This window comes from Brevundimonas sp. FV1ye28 (assembly GCF_058681135.1).
The window spans coordinates 59,675-82,159 of record NZ_CM178731.1 but is presented as its reverse complement, the minus strand read 5'-3'; the positions used below and the strand labels follow the sequence as shown (position 1 = coordinate 82,159).

Annotated in this window: 21 protein-coding genes; 5 read left to right on the top strand and 16 right to left on the bottom strand. The window is 67.4% G+C overall.

The window, feature by feature from the left end; genetic code table 11:
- Nucleotides 1-832 precede the first annotated feature (832 nt).
- From ACW171_RS00350 to petA, 4 genes are all read right to left on the bottom strand, one after another.
- Complete coding sequence (locus ACW171_RS00350; RefSeq protein ID WP_492094883.1) at nt 833-2,476, bottom strand: M28 family metallopeptidase; 1,644 nt, start codon at nt 2,474-2,476, stop codon at nt 833-835.
- A gap of 147 nt (nt 2,477-2,623) precedes the next feature.
- On the bottom strand, nt 2,624-3,478 hold the full coding sequence (locus ACW171_RS00345) for a cytochrome c1 (protein WP_492094882.1): 855 nt from the start codon (nt 3,476-3,478) through the stop codon (nt 2,624-2,626).
- Nucleotides 3,479-3,483: 5 nt separating this feature from the next.
- Entirely contained in the window at nt 3,484-4,812 is a 1,329-nt protein-coding gene (locus ACW171_RS00340; RefSeq protein WP_492094881.1) for a cytochrome b, read from the bottom strand.
- Between the two features lie 11 nt (nt 4,813-4,823).
- The gene (petA, locus tag ACW171_RS00335; protein ID WP_492094879.1) at nt 4,824-5,366 is read right to left on the bottom strand and encodes a ubiquinol-cytochrome c reductase iron-sulfur subunit; all 543 of its coding nucleotides are present in this window, start codon (nt 5,364-5,366) and stop codon (nt 4,824-4,826) included.
- Nucleotides 5,367-5,563: 197 nt separating this feature from the next.
- On the opposite strand from petA, the gene ACW171_RS00330 reads away from it, so the two are divergent.
- Nucleotides 5,564-6,028 carry a tRNA (cytidine(34)-2'-O)-methyltransferase gene (locus ACW171_RS00330; RefSeq protein WP_492094878.1) on the top strand — a complete coding sequence of 155 codons (465 nt, stop codon included), beginning with the start codon at nt 5,564-5,566 and terminating at the stop codon, nt 6,026-6,028.
- A 4-nt stretch (nt 6,029-6,032) separates the two neighbouring features.
- On the opposite strand, the gene ACW171_RS00325 is transcribed toward ACW171_RS00330, so the two are convergent.
- From ACW171_RS00325 to ACW171_RS00315, 3 genes are all read right to left on the bottom strand, one after another.
- Nucleotides 6,033-7,280: a dipeptidase gene (locus ACW171_RS00325; RefSeq protein ID WP_492094876.1), complete on the bottom strand. Its 1,248-nt coding sequence runs from the start codon at nt 7,278-7,280 to the stop codon at nt 6,033-6,035.
- A 69-nt stretch (nt 7,281-7,349) separates the two neighbouring features.
- Nucleotides 7,350-8,639, bottom strand: a complete 1,290-nt coding sequence (locus ACW171_RS00320; RefSeq protein WP_492094874.1) for a M20/M25/M40 family metallo-hydrolase — start codon at nt 8,637-8,639, stop codon at nt 7,350-7,352.
- Between the two features lie 59 nt (nt 8,640-8,698).
- Nucleotides 8,699-9,193 (bottom strand): hypothetical protein, encoded by a 495-nt coding sequence (locus ACW171_RS00315; RefSeq protein WP_492094872.1) that lies wholly within the window; start codon nt 9,191-9,193, stop codon nt 8,699-8,701.
- A 103-nt stretch (nt 9,194-9,296) separates the two neighbouring features.
- On the opposite strand from ACW171_RS00315, the gene hemF reads away from it, so the two are divergent.
- The gene (gene hemF, locus ACW171_RS00310; RefSeq protein WP_492094871.1) at nt 9,297-10,184 is read left to right on the top strand and encodes an oxygen-dependent coproporphyrinogen oxidase; all 888 of its coding nucleotides are present in this window, start codon (nt 9,297-9,299) and stop codon (nt 10,182-10,184) included.
- 1 nt (nt 10,185) lies between these two features.
- Here the strand turns inward: hemF and ACW171_RS00305 are convergent, their stop codons facing one another.
- Entirely contained in the window at nt 10,186-10,914 is a 729-nt protein-coding gene (locus tag ACW171_RS00305) for a type 1 glutamine amidotransferase (protein ID WP_492094869.1), read from the bottom strand.
- A gap of 58 nt (nt 10,915-10,972) precedes the next feature.
- Here ACW171_RS00305 and ACW171_RS00300 point away from each other — a divergent pair, with 58 nt between their 5' ends.
- Complete coding sequence (locus ACW171_RS00300) at nt 10,973-11,281, top strand: antibiotic biosynthesis monooxygenase family protein (protein WP_492094867.1); 309 nt, start codon at nt 10,973-10,975, stop codon at nt 11,279-11,281.
- A 133-nt stretch (nt 11,282-11,414) separates the two neighbouring features.
- Here ACW171_RS00300 and rlmJ read toward each other — a convergent pair whose 3' ends face one another.
- Nucleotides 11,415-12,233, bottom strand: coding sequence for a 23S rRNA (adenine(2030)-N(6))-methyltransferase RlmJ (gene rlmJ, locus ACW171_RS00295; protein ID WP_492094865.1), 819 nt, complete (start codon nt 12,231-12,233; stop codon nt 11,415-11,417).
- Between the two features lie 85 nt (nt 12,234-12,318).
- Here rlmJ and ACW171_RS00290 point away from each other — a divergent pair, with 85 nt between their 5' ends.
- Both ACW171_RS00290 and ACW171_RS00285 read left to right on the top strand, forming a co-directional pair.
- Nucleotides 12,319-12,474 carry a hypothetical protein gene (locus ACW171_RS00290; protein ID WP_492094863.1) on the top strand — a complete coding sequence of 52 codons (156 nt, stop codon included), beginning with the start codon at nt 12,319-12,321 and terminating at the stop codon, nt 12,472-12,474.
- A gap of 4 nt (nt 12,475-12,478) precedes the next feature.
- Nucleotides 12,479-13,498 (top strand): DNA topoisomerase IB, encoded by a 1,020-nt coding sequence (locus ACW171_RS00285; protein ID WP_492094862.1) that lies wholly within the window; start codon nt 12,479-12,481, stop codon nt 13,496-13,498.
- On the opposite strand, the gene ACW171_RS00280 is transcribed toward ACW171_RS00285, so the two are convergent.
- The 7 genes from ACW171_RS00280 to ACW171_RS00250 all read right to left on the bottom strand — a co-directional run bounded on the left by ACW171_RS00280 (nt 13,495) and on the right by ACW171_RS00250 (nt 22,476).
- Complete coding sequence (locus ACW171_RS00280; RefSeq protein ID WP_492094860.1) at nt 13,495-13,884, bottom strand: opioid growth factor receptor-related protein; 390 nt, start codon at nt 13,882-13,884, stop codon at nt 13,495-13,497. The two genes, ACW171_RS00285 and ACW171_RS00280, sit on opposite strands and share 4 nt — an antisense overlap.
- A 74-nt stretch (nt 13,885-13,958) precedes the next feature.
- A complete protein-coding gene (gene tdh, locus ACW171_RS00275; RefSeq protein ID WP_492094858.1) occupies nt 13,959-15,011 on the bottom strand; it encodes an L-threonine 3-dehydrogenase in 1,053 nt (350 codons plus the stop codon).
- On the bottom strand, nt 15,008-15,328 hold the full coding sequence (locus ACW171_RS00270; protein WP_492094856.1) for a barstar family protein: 321 nt from the start codon (nt 15,326-15,328) through the stop codon (nt 15,008-15,010). Before ACW171_RS00270 ends, tdh begins: the two co-directional genes overlap by 4 nt.
- Nucleotides 15,329-15,330: 2 nt before the next feature.
- Nucleotides 15,331-16,524, bottom strand: coding sequence for a glycine C-acetyltransferase (locus ACW171_RS00265; protein ID WP_492094853.1), 1,194 nt, complete (start codon nt 16,522-16,524; stop codon nt 15,331-15,333).
- A gap of 47 nt (nt 16,525-16,571) precedes the next feature.
- On the bottom strand, nt 16,572-17,492 hold the full coding sequence (locus ACW171_RS00260; protein WP_492094851.1) for a DUF4232 domain-containing protein: 921 nt from the start codon (nt 17,490-17,492) through the stop codon (nt 16,572-16,574).
- 474 nt (nt 17,493-17,966) lie between these two features.
- Nucleotides 17,967-19,304 (bottom strand): alpha/beta hydrolase family protein, encoded by a 1,338-nt coding sequence (locus ACW171_RS00255; RefSeq protein WP_492094849.1) that lies wholly within the window; start codon nt 19,302-19,304, stop codon nt 17,967-17,969.
- Between the two features lie 34 nt (nt 19,305-19,338).
- Entirely contained in the window at nt 19,339-22,476 is a 3,138-nt protein-coding gene (locus ACW171_RS00250) for a TonB-dependent receptor domain-containing protein (RefSeq protein WP_492094847.1), read from the bottom strand.
- Between the last annotated feature and the right edge of the window lie 9 nt (nt 22,477-22,485).

Here is a 22,485-nt window from a genome sequence, read left to right as displayed (position 1 = left end):
CGTGCACCCCGGCGAAGGCCGGGGTCCAGATGGAGGTCACCAAAGGTCCAAGCAGCACGCCGACGCCCCATCCCGGCCGCCTGGGCGCTTGATCTGGACCCCGGCCTTCGCCGGGGTGCACGGATAAGGACGTCCAAGTTTGGCCAAGTACGCCCCAAATCCCCCAACGATTCCAACGCCCCGAACTTTTAAGACCCCTCCGAACCGGCGCCCCCTCGGACATGCCTTATGATGGGAGCCATCCCGTCGTGGGGGAAGGCGTCCTGGGCCCAGGACCCGGACGTGCGGCGGGACCGATCGTAGCGGGATTGTTCGAGGGGCGTGAAACCTCGGAGCCCGGCGGGCCTGAGCCTGCCGCCCGTCGCGGGCCTATCGCCTGAGGGTCCAAAGGACTCGGGATTCGTGGCCGGTCTTCGCCGAGGCGGGGATGCAGGCCCCCCCGGGGTGTCCGTAAACCCGCTGGGCGACGCTCGCGGACCCGGTCGGGGACGGAGCCTTCGGCGCGAGCCGAAAACAACAATCACAGGGTCCCCGTAACGCGAAAGCAGGGGGCCACTCCGGTTCCGGGCGAACGCCCAGGCTCCGTCGACTTCCCCATACCCGTTCGCAGCGGAAGGACGATGACGTGTGTCTGGCGAGATTCCTCTCCCTCCCCCTGCGGGGGTCGACGAAGGATCGCATGCGATCCGAGGAGGTGGCCGAGCGAAGCGAGGTCGGGTGGGGACGGCAAGGCAAGCCACCACAGGCCTGCATCCGTATCACCCCGCCGTCCCCACCCCGTCGCTGCGCGACGCCCCTCCCCCGCGAGGGAGGGACAAGTCACGGTCGAAGATCAGTCCCGCTCCGACGCGCTCGCTGCCCGCGCGGGTCCGAACTCGGACCCGTCCTTCCATTCCGGCCAGTCGCGGGTGTTCACCAGGGCGGCGCCCACGCCGTAGTAGACCTGGAGATCCTGGATCTGACCCGAATAGTCCCAATCGGCCGACCACTCGTCATCCGCCTGGTGATAGCGATTGGCGCCGTAAGCCTGTCGGTTCGCCGTCCGATCGGCGATCGGCTCGTCGACGAAGGCGCCGGTCGAGGCGCCGTAGGCCATCGGCACGCCGCGCTTGGCCAGGGGGAAATGGTCCGACCGGAAATAGACGCCCGACGCCGGGTTGCTGTCCGGCCGGACTTCACGCGCCTGCGCCTCGACGAAACCGGCGATCCGCTCATCCAGGTTCGACTGGCCAAAGCCGACCACATTGAAGGCCTCGGTCCGGCCATAGACGTTGGCCGAGTCCATGTTCACGCCGCCGACCGTGGTCGCCAGGGGATAGATCGGATTGGCGGCATAGTATTCCGAGCCCAGAAGGCCGCTCTCCTCGGCGGTGAAGCCGATGAAGACCACCGACCGCTCGGGGCGCGGACCGGCGGCATAGGCGCGCGCCAGTTCGATCATCCCGGCGATGCCCGAGGCGTTGTCGACGGCGCCGTTGAAGATGGCGTCGCCGTTCGCATCCGGGGTACCCACCCCGATGTGATCCCAGTGACCGGTGTAGAGGAAGGTCTCGTCCGGATGGGTGGAGCCCTCCAGCCGGCCGATGATGTTGTGGGTCTCGATCCGCTCGGAGGCGACGTCGAACATCACGTCCATCTCGGCGCCCTCCAGCGTCACCGGCTGGAAGTCGCGGCTGCGGGCCTGGACCTTCAGGGCCTCGAAATCGAGACCGGCCTGCTGGAACAGTTGCACGGCGACGTCGCGCTGGATCCAGCTCTCGACCGGCACACGCTCGTTCGCGTTCTCGCGCACGATGTCGAACTGGGCCCCGCCCCAGCTGTTGCGAACCGTGGCCCAGCCATAGGAGGCCGGATCGGTCTCGTGAACGATGATGACGCCCGCCGCCCCCTGACGCGCCGCCTCCTCGTACTTGTAGGTCCAGCGGCCGTAGTAGGTCATCGCCCGGCCGCCGAAGGTCTCCAGCGCCGGCTCCTCGAAGTCGGCGTCGTTGACCAGGACGACCAGGATCTTGCCGGTCATGTCCTGGCCCTTGAAGTCGTCCCAGTCGCGCTCCGGCGCCTTGATCCCGTAGCCGACGAAGACCAGGGGCGCGTCCATCAGCATGACGTGGCTCTCGCCCGGACGCCGCGTCGAGACGACGATCTGCTCGCCCTGGGTCAGGGGCAGCCGCCAGTCCCCGACGCCGAGCGCGGCCTGCACGTTCGAGGCCGTGAACCGGTTCAGGGCCACGGCCTGGGTCCAGCCGCCGTTGTCGCCGCCGGGCGCCAGACCCGCCGCTTCGAACTGGCCCGAGACATAGTCGATGACCTTCTGTTCCGCCGGGGTGGCGATGCCGCGGCCCTCGAAATCATCGGCCGAGAGGATGCGGATGTGTTCGGACAGGCGAGCCGCGTCGAATGTCGGCTCCTGGGCGCTCGCCGAGAACGACAGGGACAGGCCCGCGAGAAGCGCGGCGGCGGCGGTGAACGTACGCATGAAGATCCTCAGGCAACGGAATATCGCCGGAGGTTAGGGGGCCGTCGCGTCCCTGTCGACGTTCGCCGCCCGCGACATCGCGCCCACGAAAAAGCCCGCCGGGAGAACCGGCGGGCTGATCTCTGTCCGTCGCGGACGGCGGGGGCCTTAGTGGGCCACACCCTTCCAGATGCGGCGGTAGCTGGCGTAGGTGATGCCGGCGAAGATGGCCAGGAAGGCCAGAACGCCGATACCCGCCTGCTTGCGCTCGACGGCCTTGGGCTCGGACGCCCAGGCGATGAAGGCGGCGACGTCCTTGGACATCTGGTCGACGGTGGCTTCGGTGCCGTCGTCGAAGGTGACCTGACCGGCGGCCAGGGGCGCGGGCATGGCGATGAAGCCGCCCGGCGGGACGTGCTCGGGATCACCGTCCCAGAACGGGGTCATGTCGCCCGCCATATAGGGGTTGTAGTGCTGCGTCGCCGACATCCGCAGACCGGCCGGCGGAGCGCTGTAGCCCGACAGCAGGGAGTAGATGTAGTTTGCCCCGTCGTGACGGGCCTTGGCCATCACCGAAAGGTCCGGCGGCATGGCGCCGCCGTTCGCGGCGGCGGCCGCCGTGCGGTTCGGATAGGGGTTCGGGAACTTGTCGGCCGGAGTGGCGGGACGCATGATCGCCTCGCCGGTCTCGGTGTCGATGTCGCCCACTTCGATCTCGGCGGCCAGGGCGCGCACGAACCGGTTCTGGGCCGGGTTCTCGGCGTGCGAATCGTAGAAGGGTCCGCCCTTCTCGCCCAGGGTGCGGAAGTGCAGCAGGTCCATCGAGTGGCAGGCCGCGCAGACCTCGCGATACACCTTGTAGCCACGCTGGAGTTGGCCCTGATCGAAGGTGCCGAAAGGACCCTCGAAGCTGAAGCCGCCCGAACGGGGGTGAAGCGATCCACCCTCGGCCAGAGCCGGCGAGGCCGCACCGACCGCCATCACGGCGGCCAGGGAGAGGGCCAGTTTGCGAATAATCGTCATCGCGATCAGCCCTTCTTTTCGGCGTCGGCAGGAGCGGCGGCGGTCATCGCGGAGGGCCCGGACAGGACCGGCTCGGAGATGGACGCAGGGATCTTCAGCGGCGTTTCCTTCAGGCCTACGAAGGGCATGATCACGAAGAAGAAGGCGAAGTAGTAGAGGGTCGCGAGGCGGGTCAGCCACAGATAGGAGTTCAGCTGACCGTCGATCAGGGTGAAGCTCGGCATGCCGGGGACCACCGGGGCGTCGGGCAGCTGCGCGCCGCACCAGCCCAGGATCAGGCCCACGACCACGAAGATCACGAAGAAGATCTTCATCGTCGGGCGGTAGCGCATCGAACGCACCTTGGACGTGTCGAGCCACGGCAGGATGAACAGCACGCCGATGGCTCCGAACATGGCGACGACGCCGCCGAACTTGTCAGGAACCGCGCGAAGGATCGCGTAGAACGGCAGCATGTACCACTCCGGCACGATGTGCGCCGGCGTCTGCAGCGGGTTGGCCGGGATGTAGTTGTCGGCGTGACCCAGGGCGTTCGGCATGAAGAAGACGAAGACGGCGAACAGCATCAGGAACAGGATGACCGCGAAGCCGTCCTTGACCGTGTAATAGGGGTGGAACGGAACGGTGTCCTTGGCCTCGCGATCCTTGGGGATCAGAATCCCGACCGGGTTGTTCTGGCCGGCCGTGTGCAGGGCCCACAGGTGAAGCACCACCACGCCGAAGATCACGAACGGCAAGAGGTAGTGCAGCGAGAAGAAGCGGTTCAGCGTCGCGTTGTCGATGGCCGGGCCGCCGCGCAGCCAGATCAGGACGGGCTCGCCGATGACCGGGATGGCCCCGATCAGGTTGGTGATGACCTCCGCGCCCCAGTAGGACATCTGGCCCCACGGCAGCACGTAACCGAGGAAGGCCGTGGCGATCATCAGGAAGAAGATCACGCAGCCCAGGATCCAGATCATCTCCCGCGGCGCCTTGTAGGAGCCGTAGTAGAGACCGCGTAGCATGTGGATATAGACGGCGATGAAGAACATCGACGCGCCGTTGGCGTGGACGTAGCGGATCAGCCAGCCGCCGTTGACGTCGCGCATGATCCGCTCGACCGAGGCGAAGGCCATCGCCGTGTTCGGCTGATAGTGCATGGCCAGGAAGATGCCGGTCGCGATCTGGGTGACCAGACACAGCGTCAGGATGCCGCCGAAGGTGTACCAGTAGTTCAGGTTCTTCGGCGTCGGCAGCGACAGGTAGTCAGCGCCGAAGCGCACGATCGGGAGCCGGGTATCGAGCCATTTCTCGACGCCGGTCTTGGGAACGTAGGTGGATTCGTGTCCGCTCATCTTGTTCGCTCTCAGCCGATCCGAATGGTGGAGCCGGCGGTGAATTCGTATTCCGGCACGACCAGATTGGCCGGCGCCGGACCCTTACGGATGCGGCCCGAGGCGTCGTAGTGCGAGCCGTGGCAGGGGCAGAACCAGCCGCCGAAGTCGCCCGAACCGAAGGTCGGGATGCAGCCCAGGTGGGTGCAGGAGCCGATCACGACGAGCATCGGCTCGTGGCCCGGCTTGGTGCGTTCCTGATCCGTCTGCGGCTCTTTCAGGTCCGAGGCATCGTTGTCGGCGATCACACGCTGCAGCTCGGCTGCGGTGCGGTTGCGCACGAACACCGGCTTGCCCTGCCAGGTGATGACGATCTGCATGCCCTCGGCGACCTTGGACGTATCGAACTCGACGGTCGACAGGGCCAGGGTGTCGGCGGCGGGGTTCATGGAGTTGACCAGCGGCCAAACCACCATGACGCCCGCGCCGACGGCCGCGGCGCCGGCCGCGATGTGGATGAAGTCCCGGCGGGTGGCTTCACCTTCGGGATGTTCGGTCACGACCGATTCGGCCACGTCTCACCTCTGTAAAACTCGCATCGCGGCCCGTGGGAAGACGGCCCGCTGTCGAGGAAATGTCCTTAGCGTGAAGAGAAGATTCCGACCCGGTCAGGGTTTGCGGCTTGTCGCCGCAACTTGCTGAGGTTACTTGAGAACCACTCGCAATTCTGACCGCGACAAGACCCCTGCCCGCGCGTATGGAGGGCCTTAGAATGCGTCTCGCCCTTTTTCAACCAGCCATTCCCCAGAACGTGGGCGCCTGTATCCGGCTGTCGGCGTGTTTCGGCGTGGAACTGCACATTATCGAGCCCACGGGCTTTCTGTTCGACGACCGGGCGATGAAGCGGGCGGCGCTCGACTATGGCCCCCTGTCGCACATGACGCGACACGCCGACTGGGACGCGTTCCAGGCCGCGCGACGGCAGGGACGACTGTGCCTGTTCACGACCAAGGGCGCGACGCCCCTGACCGACTTCGTCTTCCAGCCCGACGACACCCTTCTGTTCGGCTCCGAGAGCTCAGGGGCACCAGACTATGTCCACGACGCCGCGGACGCGCGGGTCTTCATCCCCATCCTGCCCGAGGCGCGGTCTCTGAACCTGGCGGTCAGCGCCGGCGTCGGCCTGTTCGAGGGCTTGAGACAGACGAACGGGGCCACCTCGGTCCCGCGCGGCTGATCCCTTAATCCGGAGAACCGACGACAGGGATCACCGCGAGATTCGGACGCTCATCCGCCTTTGACGCCGCCACCGCCTCGACGGCACGCATGACGCGCAGGACGTTTTCGCCGGCCAGCTTGCGGATGTCGCCGTCGGTCCAGCCTGCCGCCATCAGCGCCGCCAGGATGCGGGGATAGGCGTCCACGCCCTGAACCTCGTCGGGCAAACTGGAAACCCCGTCGAAGTCTCCGCCCAGACCGACATGGTCGATGCCGGCCACCTGACGGACATGCTGGATGTGGGCGACGACGTCGGCGAGCGTGGCGTTCGGACGCGGATTGGCCTCGGCCCAGGCGGTCAGACGCGGGTCCGGCGGACCCGCGCTGGCCGAGACGCCCAACCGCGCCGCTTCGGCCTCAGCCGCTTTCGTCCAGTCCAGTTGCGCCGTGCTGATGAAGCCCGGCACGAAGGTGACCATGACCACGCCGCCGTCCTCGTCCATCTGCGACAGGACGCTATCGGGCACATTGCGCGGATGGTCGGTCACGGCCCGCGCGGAGGAATGGGAGAAGATGACGGGCGCCTCGGACACCCGCATGGCGTCGATCATGGTCTCTTCGGAGACATGGCTGAGATCGACCATCATGCCGATGCGGTTCATCTCGCGAACCACCTCTTCGCCGAACGGCGACAGCCCGCCCCATTTCGGCGCGTCAGTGGCGCTGTCGGCCCAGGTCGTCGTCTTCGAATGTGTCAGGGTGATGTAGCGCGCGCCCGCCTCGTGGAACTCGCGCAGCAGGCCCAGCGAATCGTCGATCGAATAGCCGCCCTCCATACCGATCAGGCTGGCGATCTTGCCGGCGGCATGGATGCGCTCGACGTCGTCGGCGGCGGTGGCCAGCTCGAACACGTCCGGATAGGCGGCGACGATGCGACGGACCGTGTCGATCTGTTCGAAGGTCTCGCGCGCCGCCTCCGTCGGGGTCAGGCTCGCAGGCACATAGACCGACCAGAACTGGCCGCCGACGCCCCCGGCCCGCAGGCGTGGGATATCCGTGTGCAGCGCCGTGGATGCATCGAGATTGGTCGACAGGTCCACCGCATGGGGATCATTGCCGAAGCCCTGGCGCAGCGCCCACGGCAGGTCGTTGTGCCCGTCGATCAGCGGCGTCGTCCGCAGGATCTCCCGCGCCCTCGCCTCCCCGTCCTGGGCCGCGGCGGGAACGGCCAAGGCCAGTATGGAGACGGCGAGCAGGCAGGGGCGGATCATGGCGACCTCCGAAAACGATGATGCCTGAACTCTGACAGACCAGGGTCCCGCAGCGCCAGTGACTTGTGGTCACTCCAGACTGAGCCGTCCGATCAGAACGCCCGCACGCTGCGCCTGGCGCACCATGCTGTCGAGATCGACGGATTCGCCCACCGCATGGGCGCCGAGTCCCGCCATGCCCATGCCGCCGAGGGTATCGACATCGGCGGCGACGAAGCCGGAGTCTGCCGCCCCGCGCTTGGCCGGGTCGTAGGGCGCCATTTCGGCCAGACCCAGGTCGCGATTGACGGCATTCAGCCGCTCCAGCAGAGCCTCATTGCCCGGCGTCGGCGCCATCGGCGGGTAGCCGTCCGGCGCGAAGCTCAGTTCGGCCGTGGTTCTGGGCAGGTGTTCCTCCACGATCCCGGCCATCCGCTCGCGCACCCGCGCATCCTGCTCCGGCGTCAGGGTGCGCAGATCGCCGCGCGCCACGGCCGCCTCCGCCACGATATTGGTCTTGCCCGAAGCGGTGACGCGGAAGCCTGCGGCGTCAATCTCCGCCGGCGTCCCGCCCGCGAGGACCCCGACGTTGTAGGTCAGGTTCGGCTCCGGCAGCTCGCGCCGGAATGTGTCCAGGATTCGGGCCATCTCATAGATCGCCCCATAGCCCAGCGCCTCGCCGAAGACGCCGCTGGAATGGCCGGTCGTCCCGCCCGTGGTCAGGGTCCAGCTCGACGAACTACGTCTGGCGATCGTGCCGAACTCCTCGCCGCCTTCGACCGCCAGACCTTCGAACTCAAGCGCGTAGTCCGCGACACGACCGGCCTCGATCAGGTCGCGCCGGGCGATCTCCAGAGGCGCGCCCGGACGCTCCTCGTCCCCGGTCAGGACGATGGTGATGTTCGACCCTTCCAGCGTCCCCGCCGCCTGCATGGCGCGCAGGGCGCCGATGATGACCACGACCCCACCCTTGTCATCGCCGATGCCGGGGCCCGTGGCGCGCGCGCCTTCGCGGGCGAAGACCTGAAAGGGGCTGTCGGCCTCGAACACCGTGTCGAGGTGACCGATCAGCAGGACGTTCTTTCCACCGCCGTCGCGCGTGGCGATCAGATGCCCGGCGCGACCGGTCTCCGCCATGTCGATCCAGCGAACCTGAAATCCGAGAGGCTCCAGTTCGGCGCGCACCATCTCGCCGACGCGCGTCACGCCCTGGAGGTTGAGCGTGCCGGAGTTCACATTGACCAGCCGCTCCAGCAGATCGATGTGTCGGTCCTGTTCGGCGACGACCGTCGCCATGATGGTGCGTTCGGCGGCCGGCGTCTGGGCCATCGCTGGCGCGGTCAGGACAAGCCCCATCAGGGCGGGCAGGATCAGACGCATGAGAACACTCGCTGTGAAGTCGCGACCGCGACCGAGGCCGCTCGGCGAGTAAAGCGCGGCTAGCGGTCGCTCCGCGCTGGAGCCATCGCGACCGGCTGGATTGCCGGAGCTCTCCCCTCGACCGGAGTCTGAGCGGGAGCCTGGGTCGGAACGGTGGCCGGCTCGCGGCATCCCTTCCCGATATGCAGGCCGTTCAGATAGTACCAGCGGTTCTGCACCGCCGCCTGTTGGGCTTCATCGCGGTCGCGGGTCGGCTGTCGCACGGCGTCCACGCCCGCCATGGCGAGACCTCCGCCGGGGACGAGCATCGCGGCGCCCGAACGGGCGATGCCGCCAAGCGAACTCAGCCAGCCGCCCTGGGGGGTGCTTTCGCCCATGGACTCGCCCAGTTGCGCCGCCTCGTCACTGATACGGGCGCAGGTGAGGCTCTCATCGCTTTCTCGAAACACGCCCGTGTTCGGCGCCGCCGCGTCGGAGGCGGTTAGCTCCTGCCCCGGCGCGGGGCCCGCCGAGAACAGTCCGATCATCAGGGTCGGGATCAACAGGGTTCGCATCGCAGAAAATCTCCAAACAGCCCATCAGGCCAACGGCTGCGGACCGGCGCGGTTCACTCCCCTCTGCGTGACGTCGCGGGCGAGACGTGATTGAACGCGGCCTATGAGCCACGCCCCCCTCCCCGACGCCGATCCACTGGACCCGAAGAAGGTCGAGACCCGCGCCTGGTTCGAAACCCTGCGCGACCGCATCCACGCCCGGTTCGAGGCGCTGGAGGACGCGGCCTCGGCCGATCTGTTCCCCGGCGAACCCGGCCGCTTCGTCCGCACGCCCTGGGAGCGCCCGGCGGGCGGCGGCGGCGTCATGGGCATGATGCACGGCCGCCTGTTCGAGAAGGTCGGCGTCCACGTCTCGACCGTCCATGGCGAGTTCCCGGCGGACTATGCGAAGTCGGTTCCCGGCGCGGACGAAGACCCGCGCTTTTTCGCCACCGGCATCAGCCTGATCTGTCACCCGGTCAGCCCGCGCATCCCGGCCGTGCACATGAACACCCGCTTCATCGCCACAACGAAGAGCTGGTTCGGCGGCGGCGGCGACCTAACGCCCGTGCTCGACCTCGATCGTGATCAGGCGGCGCCGGATACGGTCGCCTTCCACGCCGGAATGAAGGCGGCCTGCGACCGGCATGACCCGACCTGGCATCCGAAGTTCAAGGTCTGGTGCGACGACTATTTCTTCCTGCCGCACCGGAACGAGCCGCGCGGCACCGGCGGCATCTTCTACGACCACCACGACAGCGGCGACTATGACAAGGATTTCGCCTTCACCCGCGACGTCGGCGAGACCTTCCTGTCGACCTACGCCGCCATCGTCGAAGGCCGCATGGCCGAGGCCTGGACGCCGGAGGAGCGCGAGGAACAGTTGGTCCGCCGTGGTCGCTACGTCGAGTTCAACCTGCTGTACGACCGCGGCACGATGTTCGGCCTGAAGACCGGCGGCAATGTTGATTCCATCCTCAGCTCGATGCCGCCCGTGGTGAAGTGGCCCTAGGTCAGATCCCGCTCCCCTCGCCCTCGACGGGGGGCGGTGTCAGCATCAGGAATGCGCGGATCCAGGCCGTCAGCACCGCCCTGTCGTTGGCCTGCGCCAGACTGGCCAGGGCCTCGTCCGCGAGCGGTTCGGGTATGCGCGTCCCCCGCCGGCTCTCCACCAGGGCGGCCGCATACTCGGGCTGAAACTCCGGGTGGCACTGGAAGGAGATGGCGTCATCCCAGGCCAGACCGGCGTAGGGCGTGAAGTCGCTCGCCGCGATTACGCGCGCGTCGGCGGGCGGGATGAGCACCTGGTCCTGATGCGACACCGGAATGGCGATTGAGGCGGCGCGCGGGAACATCCACGGCTCCTCGGCCATGACCTGATACCGATGAAGGCCCACGCCCCAGCCCTTGTCCGACTTTGCGACTTCGCCTCCGAAGGCTGCGGCCATGACCTGATGGCCGAAGCAGATGCCGACCAGTCGCGTCCGCCCCCGCGCGCTTTGCAGCCAGTCGATCAGAGGCGCGATCCACGGCAGGTCGTCATAGACCCCCGCCGCCGACCCGGTGACGATGGCCCCCTGAAAGGCCTCGGGATCGTCGGGCAGACGTCCCGCCTGAACATCGAACCGGACGGTCTTCACGCTCTCGCCGAGAAGGGCGCGGAAGCGTGCGGGATAGTCGTCGAACGCGTCTTTCAGCGCCTCGGGCGGCTTGCCGGTTTCCAGGATCGCGATCGGTTTCATGCCCCATAGGGACCGGTCCGGCATGGCGGGACAAGGGCAAAGGCGCTACAGCCCGCCCATGACCGACGCCGACACTGTCCCCGTGGTGCTGATCAACACCTTCAAGGTGCAACCAGACAAGCAGGACGAGCTGCTTGAGCTTCTGGCGGGCCTGACGCGGGCCCAGGTTGGCCTGCCCGGTTTCGTCTCCGCGACCTTGCATCGCGGTCTGAACGGCAAGACCGTCGTCAACCAGGCCGTCTGGCGCTCGGTGGCGGACTGGAAGGCGATGACGCGCAACGACGGGGTGTCTGACGCAATGCTGCCGATCATGGCCATCGCGACGTTCGAACCCAATCTATATGAGGCGGGCGAGGTCATCGAGTAGCCGCTACGTCCGCGACTGACGTAGCGGCATGTTATGACCGACCGACGACGGTCTTTGACATCGCTGACAGGCTCAATTTTCAGTCCAAAAGCGCGACTCTGTAGACTCTGTAGACTCTATTTTTGGAGTCGCATCAGGCGCGCCAGACCTCGGCCTTAGCGCCGACGTCACCGAGTTTTCCCGTTACCCAGCCGCAAATCTCGGTCGCCGCCGCATCCGCGCCAACCGGCGGGTTGACCACCACCATGGCGCAGCCGTTCATCTTCATCGGATCGGTCAGCGGCCTGAGGCGAGCCTCGGCCACCAACGTGGACGCCTCGGTCCCTGACGCCAGCCGCCTCAGGAAGCCGTCGAAGGTCTCCATATCCTTCAGCGGCGTCCAGATCGCGACCACCGCAGTCGAATCCGCCAGGACGATCGCCGCCGCCGTATCGGCCGCACGCAGATAGTCGTCCGGCCGCTCGAACGGCGGATCGATCAGGACCAGGGATCCACCGGCCTGCCGCGCTTCCGCCAACACCAGGTCGTAGCCGTCGCCGATCTCGCCACGCGCATTGGCGAAGCCCGACAGGCTTTCGCGCAGGAGACCCGCGACCTCCTCTCGCAGTTCGAACCCGACATAGGCGTCCGACGCCCTCAGCGCCCGCGCCGCCAGCACGGGCGAGCCCGGATAGAAGCGCACGCCGCCGTCCGGGTTCAGCATCGCCACCTCCGCAGCCAGGGCCTCGATCAGGGGCGGCCGATCCGCCGCCGCCATCAGCCGCGCGATCCCCGCCTCGGCCTCGCGTGACCGCGTTGCGTCGCCGGTCAGGTCGTACAGCCCCGCCCCCGCATGGGTGTCCAGCACCGTCACCGGCCCGGCGCTCTGCCTCGTCTTCAGCAGCCACAACACGAGCGCGTGCTTGACCAGATCGGCGAAATTCCCGGCGTGGAAGCTGTGGCGATAGTTCATCCCGTTCCGTCCCCTCCCCGACAGTTCGGGTCAAGAGGGAACGCCCGCCCCGCCAACGACTTGAGCATCGAGACCGGAGATTATGATGCCCGACACCCCCACGCCCTCGCAGCGAGAGATCGAAAAGCTGGAAGACGAGGCTGACGCCCTGGAACAGCGCGCCGAAGACGACGACGCCATCCCCGACGAGGACGACATTCCCGAAGACGGGGTAGGCCCGCAGACCGGCGTGGTGCCCTGACCCCATGCCGGACGGCAGCCACGCCTTCGTCGCCGATGTGGAGGTCCCCAAGGGCCTGACCTACTGCAGCGACGCCCACCCCGGCCTGACGCGCGTTCGCTCGGGCTCGGGGTTCTCGATCCGCGACGGCCACGGAAAGCCGATCAAGGACGCGAAGGTGCTCGACCGTGTCCGCATGCTCGCCATCCCGCCGGCCTGGACCGATGTCTGGATCTGCCCGCGCGCCTCTGGCCATATCCAGGCGACAGGCCGCGACGCGAAAGGGCGAAAACAGTATCGCTACCACAACGACTGGAGCAGCCACCGGTCCGAGAACAAGTTCGACAAGCTTCCGACCTTCGCCCGCGCCTTGCCGAAGCTTCGCGAGAAGGTCGAGCATGATCTCGGGACCTGCGGCGCCAATCGCGGAAAGGTCCTGGCCACCGCCGTTCGCCTACTGGAAATCACCCTGATCCGTGTCGGCAATGCTGAATATGCCAAGACCAACCGCAGCTACGGCCTGACCACCCTGAACAAGCGCCATCTGGAGATGGACGGAGCGGCGCTCAGCTTTGCGTTCCGAGGCAAGAGCGGCGTCGATCATAAGGTCAGCGTCCGCGACCGCCGTCTGGCCGCTGTCGTGCGATCCCTGCGAGATCTGCCTGGCCAGCAGTTGTTCAAGTATCGAAACGCGGACGGCGATCTGTGTCCGATAACGTCCGATGACGTGAACGCCTACATCCGCGACGCCATGGGTGACCAGTTCTCGGCCAAGGACTTCCGCACCTGGGCTGGCACCGTCTCGGCGGCCCGGGCTCTGCGGGACATGGAGGCCCCCACCTCGCCGACCGATGCGAAAAGGAAGATCACCGTTTGCGTGAAGGCCGTCGCCGGGCTGTTGGGCAACACGCCGACAGTCTGCCGATCATCCTATGTCCACCCGGCGGTGTTGGAGCTCTACGAGAGCGGGGAGATCGCCGGTGTTCTGCCGGGCTCGGAGACCAAGGGGTTCGAGCCAGCGCTGATCAAACTCCTGAAGAGCTAAGCCTCGATCCAGTGCTGGCGGCTGCCGGCGCTGACGGGACGTCCGGCTTCTGCGTCTCGTCTGAGGATGATCTGGCGGAAATCTTCTGCCTCGCCGGGTCCCCGGAGGAGGCCGAGCGACTTGATGATCCGCGTGATCCGCAGGTGGTTGTGATCATAGGGCGTCAGCCAGTGGCCGTTCCGCAGATAAAAGACCGCCATCCGATCGGTCGCGGCCGCCAGAGCGATCTGGGCCATCCCGGAGGCGTGGACCTCGGTCACGTCGTCGGCGCTCAGGACGGGAGCGCGTCGGTTGGCCCCGGAAGGGGCAGCCAGGGGAAACAGCCACTGGATGAAGTCGTGATGCCGCTCCAGATCCTCATCGCCCATGGCGACGACCTCGAACACCGTCCGGCCCGCGCCGTCGGTTCCCGCCCCCTTCAGGAAGTCGACGATCGCGCTCAGCGGGCCCCCTTCAGGCCTCAGGCGGCCTTGTCCCAGTCCAGAATGACCTTGCCCGACTGGCCCGACCGCATGGCGTCGAATCCCTCGCGGTATTGGTCATAGGCCAGACGGTGCGTGATCAGGGGCTCCAGGTCCAGCCCGGCCTTCAACAGGCCCAGCATCTTGCGCCAGGTCGTGAACATCTCGCGTCCATAGACGCCCTTGATGGTCAGGGCCTTGAGGATGATGGCGCCCCAGTCGGTCTCCATCGGCTTGGACGGTATGCCCAATAGCGCCATGCCGCCGCCCATGATCAGGGTGTCGACGCACTGTTTGAAGGCGATGGGCGAACCCGACATCTCCAAGGCCACGTCGAAGCCGACCTTGAGGCCGAGCTCCTTCATCACGTCGTGAAGGTCTTCCTTGGTGGTATTCACGGTCCGTACGCCCGGCGCGACCTTCTGGGCCAGGTCCAGGCGGAAGTCGTTGATGTCGGTGAGGACCACGGTGCGCGCGCCGGCGTGGCGCGCGACGGCGGCGGCCATCATGCCGATGGGACCCGCGCCCGTGACCAGAACATCCTCGCCCAGGAGGTCGAACTGCTGGGCCGTGTGAACGGCGTTGCCGAACGGGTCGAGCATCGAGGCGACTTCGTAGGAGACGTCGTCGGGCAGCTCGATCACGTTGAAGGCAGGGGCCACGACGAACTCGGCGAAGGCGCCCTGGCGGTTCACGCCGATGCCGCGCGTGTGCGGGTCGAGGTGGAAGTGGCCGGCGCGGGCGGCCTCGGAGTTCAGGTCGATGACGTGACCCTCGGCCGAGACGCGCTGGCCGATCTTCAGCGGGCGGTTTACATCCTTGCCGATGGCGACGATCTCGCCCGAGAACTCATGGCCCGTGATCATCGGCGTCGGCACGTTTTTCTGGGACCACTCGTCCCAATTCCAGATGTGAATGTCGGTGCCGCAGACGGCGGTGCGATGCACGCGGATGAGTACGTCTTCGGGTCCGGCTACGGGGATGGGCGCATCGATCAGCTCCAGGCCGATGCCGGGGGCGGTCTTGGCCAGGGCCTTCATGGTGTCGGTCATTGCGCTTGCTCCTGAATGTCGGCCTCGCCGTCGAAGACCTGAAAGGTGAATCGCGACCGGGGCTCTGTTTGGGCGTCTCGTAGCACGCCTGTGATGATTTCGAAGTCCGGCCCCATCGCCGCAGCAGACGCGACGGCATGGGTCCACTGGAGGACCGTCGGCTTGGGCCAGATCGCCACCAGCACGTCGAACAGGGCGTCGAGGTTGCGTCCCATCCAGTCCGGCGTGCCCTCAACCCCTTCGATCGCGGCATAGAAGTCGGCGCGATTGAGGACCGACCGACCGTCGATCCGGACCGTGTGCGCCGCCTCGGTCACGGTCAGATCACTCCCAGTTCCTTGCCGGCGGTCGTGAAGGCCGCGACCGCCTGGTCGATGTGGTCGAAGGTGTGGGCCGCGGACATCTGGGTGCGGATGCGGGCTGCGCCGCGTGGCACGACCGGGAAGCTGAAGCCGATAACATAGACGCCGAGCTCCAGCATCCGCGCCGCCATGGTCTGGGCCAGCTTGGCGTCGCCCAGCATGACGGGGACGATCGGGTGTTCGCCGGGCAGCAGGTCGAAGCCGGCCTCGGTCATCGCATTGCGGAAGCGGGCCGCGTTGGCGGTCAGTTGGGCCCTGAGTTTGTCGCCCTCCTCGCCTTGGGCGATGCGGATGGCCTCAAGGCTTGCGCCGCAGATCGAGGGGGCCAGGGCGTTGGAGAACAGGTAGGGCCGCGCGCGCTGCTTCAGCAGTTGAACCACCGCCGAAGTGGCGCAGATGAAGCCGCCCATGGCACCGCCGAGGGCCTTGCCGAAGGTGCCGGTGACGAAGTCGACCTTGACGCCATGGTGAGCGTAGGAGCCGCGACCCTGCGGGCCCAGGAAGCCGGTGGCGTGGCAGTCGTCGACCATGATCAGGGCGCCGTACTGGTCGGCCAGGGCGCGGATCTCGTCCAGCCTGGCGATGTAGCCGTCCATCGAGAAGGCGCCGTCGGTGGCGATGATGATGTCCCGCGCGCCGTCGGCCCGGGCCTGTTTCAGCTGGGCCTCCAGATCGGCCATGTCGGAGTTGGCGAAGCGGTAGCGTTTGGCCTTGCACAGGCGGACGCCGTCGATGATCGAGGCGTGGTTCAGGCTGTCGGAGACGATGGCGTCCTCAGCCCCGAACAGGGGCTCGAAGAGGCCTCCGTTGGCGTCGAAGGCGGCGGCGAACAGGATCGAATCCTCGAAGCCGAGATAGTCGGCGATGGCCCGTTCCAGTTGCTTGTGGATATCGAGCGTGCCGCAGATGAAGCGGACCGAGGCCGTGCCGGCGCCGCGCTTTTCCGAGGCCGCATTGGCCGCTGCCACGACCCTGTCGTCACCGCCGAGGCCCAGGTAGTTGTTGGCGCAGAAGTTGAGGACCTTCCGGCCCCCGACCTCGATCACCGGCCCCTGGCGCGACTCGATGACCCGTTCGGGCTTGGTCAGGCCCTGAGCGTCGATATCGGAAAGCTCGGCCGCGACGCGGTCGTGGAAGGCTGTCGTTTGCATGGCGCGCAGCTACGCCCTTTCGAAACGCATTTCCACCCGCGCGGCGATCAGATCGAGGACGCGGCCGGGACCGAGGCAGGAGCCGCGCCCGGCTCGATCGCGCTCCGGAACGGGTTGACGCGGATGCGGCCGCCGCATGGGGTGAAGGCCAGTGGAACAGCCAGGGCCGCCGTATCGCCGGGGATCAACACGCGGACGCGGGCCGCCGAGGGACAGACCCGCTCGCCCGCGCCCTCGTTCGGGACCACCGTCCAATGGATGTCGAAGAAGGCCTTGCCGCTGACCGGGATGTTCACGGGCGTCGCCGTGTTGGGATTCTGGTCCGAGCGGATCGCGGTCAGGCCACGTCCCTGACCGTCCAAGAGGCTGACAGCCGGATAGCCCGAGACACTGCAAGGCGCGGTCCCGGCGTTGGTCAGGGCGAAGACGTTCGTGCGGCCGCCGGCGCCGGCGTCGCCTGTTTCGGAGCTCAGGCGCAGGTTCGCCGCGCGGCACGGCGCGGAGGCCGGAAGGACGCCGCCGGGCGCGGGCTGGGGGGCGATCGGCTGGCCGGGGACCGGCAGGGCCGGGTTTGCCGACGGGCGACTGCAGCGTTCGAGCACGGCGACGCCGACATCGTCGTTCGGACCGAGGCGGCTGAGGGTCGCGCTCTCCGATCCTTCGCGGCTGGCGATCCACCATTCGACGCCCGAGCCGGAATAGCGGGCGCCCGAGGCGGACGGGACCAGACGAAGGGCATAGGTCTGACCCTTGTAGGCGACCGAGGCCGTGGCGGTGTCGGGATATTGGACCGACACCGTCTGTCCGCTTTCGCAGGCATAGCCGATGGCGGGGGCGGCCGGAGCCGTCGGCTGGGCGACCGGAGGCGTCTGATTGACGGGTTCCGCAGGCGTTTCCGCCTCCCGCGTACAGGCGGAAACGGACATCGCGCCGATGACGGCGGCGGCGAGAAGGCGGTTCAGGCTCATGTCGATCCCCGGTGAATGCTCAAGGTTAACGCTGTTCGGTGCGATTGGCTCCTCGCTTCTGTGTCGATCCTGGCCGGGCCTGCTGTCGCCGGGGCACGACGGACACCCTGCACTCGAAAACACCGTCCGAAGCGTCCGAAGCGTACACTGAGTCCACTAGGTCCGATGCGTGCACGGGGTCATGCCAAGCGTGCATCAAGTCCGGGAGGCGGGCCGACGGTGTCAAAGATCAGACGCGGGAGGTGGTGGCGCGGGATCATCGGCACAAGGGCGGCTGAAGAATAAGTTCCTTCGTCTAGCCCTTCTCCCGGTGCCAGAAGGCTTGGCGCCCGGGAGCCCGTCTCGGGACGATCGGAGTTCCGCGAAGGGGTCAGCGGGTGGCGCTAACCGGTGAGGGCGCGTCCCTCACCCTTTCGGCCAAGACGCATCGCTATCGCTCTGCGGGCCTCAAGCCCTCTCCCGCCGGGAGAGCGGTTAGAGTGTCGGCACGAAGTCCGGGTCGATGAGGCAGGGTTGGCCGTAGGTCGCTGCGCGCGATCGGCAGGCCTCCAGCACATCCTCGGCGTCCGGCTTCTCCCCGGTATCCAGCCAGTGGGTCAGGGCGATCAGCATGCCGGCGTACTGGGGGATGCTGAGCTGGCTGTGCAGGGCCTCGGTGGTGAAGACCTGGCTGAGAAGATCGGAGCGGCCGGCGTCGGCGACGGTCTGGGCATATGCTGCCTCATGAGACACGAAGACCGTCGGGTCGTAGCGGGCGTGCATAGTCAGGGTCGGCACCAGGATGTTCCCGGTCAGGTCGGCGTCGTAGGCCAGGGCGGCGACGGCGGCGGGGTCGGCTTGGAACCGCTCGACACCCTGGTTCAGGGCGACGTCGTCGTCGGAGCCCTGGTAGGTGGTCCCGGCGTTGGAGAAGGGGTTGCGACCGTCCAGCCGCTTCCAGACCATGTCCTGGAACAGGTTGGTGCCCCAGGCGAGGTGGGCGACCAGGCTGTCCTGGGTCACCCCGACCACCGACAGGATATTCCTCAGCGCGTCGGCCTGGGCGCGGGTGCGGGCTTCGGGCGCGAGGCTGAGGCCGGTGCATTCCTCGACACGGGCGGCGATGTCGGCGCGGGGCATTGAGGCGCCTTCGGGAAGGCCCTGCCAAAGCGGGTACTGGGTCTCGGTCGGGCGCGGGTGGTTCCGGCAATAGAACTGATAGACGGCGCGCAGGTCGGCGCGGAAGGCGTAGCCCTGGGACCCGCCGGCGAGCAGGCCGCTGGTCAGGATGACCCCGTCGTAGTTTCGCGTCCCGTCGGCGGAGACGGCGTAGAGTTCGGCGGCTTTCGCGGCGACGTTGCCGCCCCAGGACTGGCCATGAAGAAGGGTGCGTTTCGGCTTGCCGAAGGCGTCCCACACGATCTGGCGCAGGTCGTCAGTGTCACGTGCGGCCATGCGCACGCCGTAGCCGCCGCGACGGTAGGTAGAGCCGGCCCAGGCGTAGCCCTCAGAGACCATGACGGAGAAGCGTTCGAGGTCTTCGACAGGGTCTTCGCGTTGCGGCTCGGCGGTGCGGGGGCCGCCGTGGGCGTGGACGATCAGGGTCCCGTTCCAGTCGCGCGGATAGGCGGTCCAGTACCAGGCGCCGTCCCCCGACCGACCCGAGGAACAGGTCGTTCCGGCAGGCAGGGCGGCGGGACAGGTCGCCGGCTCGGGGGCGATGGTAAGCGACTGGTTCTGGGCCGAAACGGGGTCATGGAAACCCGCTCCGGCCCAGGTCAGGCCTGCGACGGCCCAGACCTTGAGAAGAGAGATCGAAACTACTGGACGCATCGTCCCACTCCGTCTTTCCGACCGTCGCAAAGGCTTAGAACTCCTTGGCCATCGAGACGTACCAGTAGCGGCCGTAGGGACGATACAGCGAACCGAGGTAGCCCGAGGACGACAGCGGCGGCGCCTCATTGGTAATGTTGCGCGCGCCGACCCGGATACGGCTGTTGGAAGCGAAGCCTGCGTTTTCTTCCCACTCGTACTGGGCATAGAGGTTGCCGGTGAGTTGGCTCTCGACCTCCCAGGCGTCGCCGGCGGCGCTCAGCAGGTCGGTGTCGTCCACCGCCGAGATGTACTGGGTGAAGGCACCGACCTGCCACGGACCCTGGCTCCAGGTGAGCGAACCGGACAGACGCCATTCCGGCCGGCCGTTCTGGGCCAACAGGTCGCTGGAATCCGGAAGCGGCGTGGCGGCGTTGATGATGCCGGCTTCACGGGCTTCATACAGGGCGTCGACTGCGGGACCGGCCTCGCGACCGAACTTGATCAGCTTGGCGGCGTCGATGTTGACGCGGAAGCTGCCCCAGGGCGTGTCGCGCAGACGCCAGTTGAAGCCGATGTCCAGACCTTCCACGTCCTGAGGCAGCAGGTTCACGAACCGGTCGGAGATCGAGAGGATCTGCCCGACGGGGGCGATGCCGGTGCCGGCGAACAGGGCGATGTCATCCGCGTTGGGCGCAGCGCGGGTGACCAGCGGATTGGAACCGCCCCCGACCCGCTCGGCATAGTCCAGCACCACGGCGTTGCGACCGCCGAACAGACCGACGATCTTCTCCTGCTGGATCCTCCAGCGATCGACGGTGAAGGTGAAGTCACCCCACTCGGCCGGGATGAACTGGGGCTGGAAGACCACGCCATAGGACTGGTTCTGGCTCTCTTCCGGCTCTAGGTCCGGGTTGCCGGAGACCAGCAGGGAGGCGCCGATCGAGCGCGAGCAGGCGCCGAAGGTGGCGATGCGGCCGGCCCGCAGATCCGCCTCGCAGCGGATATAGTCGGGGTTGGTCGACAGACGGCCGTAGGTGGCTGCGTTGGTCTGTTCCAGATTGGGTGCGCGGAAGCCTTCCGAATAAGAGCCACGGATGCGCAGGCCGTCGACGATGTCCCAGGCGCCGGCGATCTTGGGCTTGGCGACGTCGCCGAAGTCGGAATAGTGCTCGGCCCGGCCGGCGATCTGGAACTCCAGATTATGGACCAGGGGGATGTTCATCTCGGGCGAGACGACCGGAATGGCGAACTCGACATAGGCCGAGGTGACGGTGCGCTCACCGTGAGTGTCGGGGTTCTGGCTGACGGCGATGACGTTGGACAGCTGGGTCGCGCCGGTGACCGTGTCGCGGAACGGATTGGAACCGTCCAGGTTGGAATCGCGGTCGTCGTTCTGGGTCTCCTTGCGGGCTTCGAAGCCGAAGGCGACGCCGACATTGCCGGCCGGCAGGCTGAACAGGTCGCCGCGCGAAACCTTGAAGTCGTACAGCGCCAGGGTCGTCCTGCTCTCACGCTTCAGGGTGAAGGTGATGGCGTCGATCGCGGTCTGGGAGCTGGGGGTGCAGTCGCCGAAGCTGGTCTGGGCGATGCAGCCGCCGTTGAAGGGGTTGTAGGCGTCGGGCGTGGACAGGGCGAGCGAGGCCTGGAGGGCCTGAGTGTTGACGGCGAGAGACTCGTCGACCGCCTCGGCTTCCGAATAGAGGAGCGCCGTCTCCCAGTCCCAGCCGCGCCATTCGCCGCGCAGGCCGCCCAGGGCGCGGGCCTGGTAGTTGGTGACATTGACCTCCTGATAGCCCGCATCGACGAAGCGGTACTGGTTCAGGGTGACGGCCAGGCCGGTGACCGGAACATTGGTCAGACCCGCGATCCGGTTGGGGTTCACGCGGCCGTCGGCGAAGGTCACCGGACCGAACGGGTTCCAGTAGTTGGTCGTCGGAATGGTCAGGGTGTTGAGGTTGATCACCGGCGGCTGAATCCGTTGGGTGTCGGCGGTGTAGTAGCCGAGCTCGCCGAAGGCGGTGACGGTGTCGCTGACATCGTAGTGGCCCTGCACGAAGACGTTCAGGCGCTGGGTGTCCGGCTGGATGGTGGTGCCCGGCGCGGTGTCGAAGCGCAGATCGCGCTGGGCGTTGTTGAAGTTCAGGGCGCCTGAGCCGAGGCAGACGCCGGCGTCATTGGCGTTGGGAACAAGGCAGCCCGCCAGGGTGGTCGGCTGGATGTGGAAGGCGCCGGCAGCCGTGGTCAGGGCCTGGGTTCCGCGACGAACCGCGCCGGTCGCGCCGATGACCGCCAGATTGGCCCAGGGACCGCGGGTGTTACGGGCGTCGGGCGTCAGGCTGGAGGCGAAGTCGGGATAGCCGGCGAACAGGGGGCGCAGGTTGTCGGTGGCGGTGAAGTCCTGATCCTCGGCCTGCAGCGCCTGGCGATCCGTGTAGTCGATGTAGGCCGAGATGTTGCCGCGCTCGAAGTCCTTGCCGGCGAAGACGCCGAGGTTGAACTCGCGCAGGTGGGTGCCCTCGGCGCCGCCGTACTGGGCGTTCATCTTCAGGCCGTCGAAGTCGTCCTGAAGCACGGTGTTGACCACCCCGGCCACGGCGTCGGCGCCGTAGATGGCGGCCGCGCCGTCCAGCAGGACCTCGAGCCGCTCCAGGCCGGTCACAGGGATGGCGTTGGAGTTGTAGCTGAGGACCGGGACGGTGCCGGTGTCCGAGGTGCCCTGGCTGGTCGGGTGCTGGACGATGCGGCGCCCGTTGAGCAGGACCAGGGTGTTGCCGACGCCCAGCGAGCGCAGGTTGACCGAGTTCACGTCGCCGCGCGCCGCGTTCGAGGTCTGGGGGTTGTTGGCCGCGCTGAACAGCACGTCGCCCATCTGGGGGATCGAGCGCAGCAGGTCGTCGCCCGAGACGGCGCCGGTGGCCAGGATCTGCTCCTCGCTCAGCACCGTGACCTGGAGGGCGGCGGTGACGTCGGCGCCGCGGATCTGGGAGCCGACGACGACGATGTCATCGACGGACGAGGCGTCCTGGCCGTCGGCCTCGGCCTGGTCGGCGATGGCCTGAGAGGCCTGCGACAGCTGGGTGGTGGACGGCACGGGGGCCGGGGTCTGCGTCTGGGCCCAGGCGGCGGGCGCGAGGCTCAGCAGGGCTGCGGCGGCGGTGGTCGCGAGCATCGCGGTCTTGTTGGTGTTCATGGTCATCCT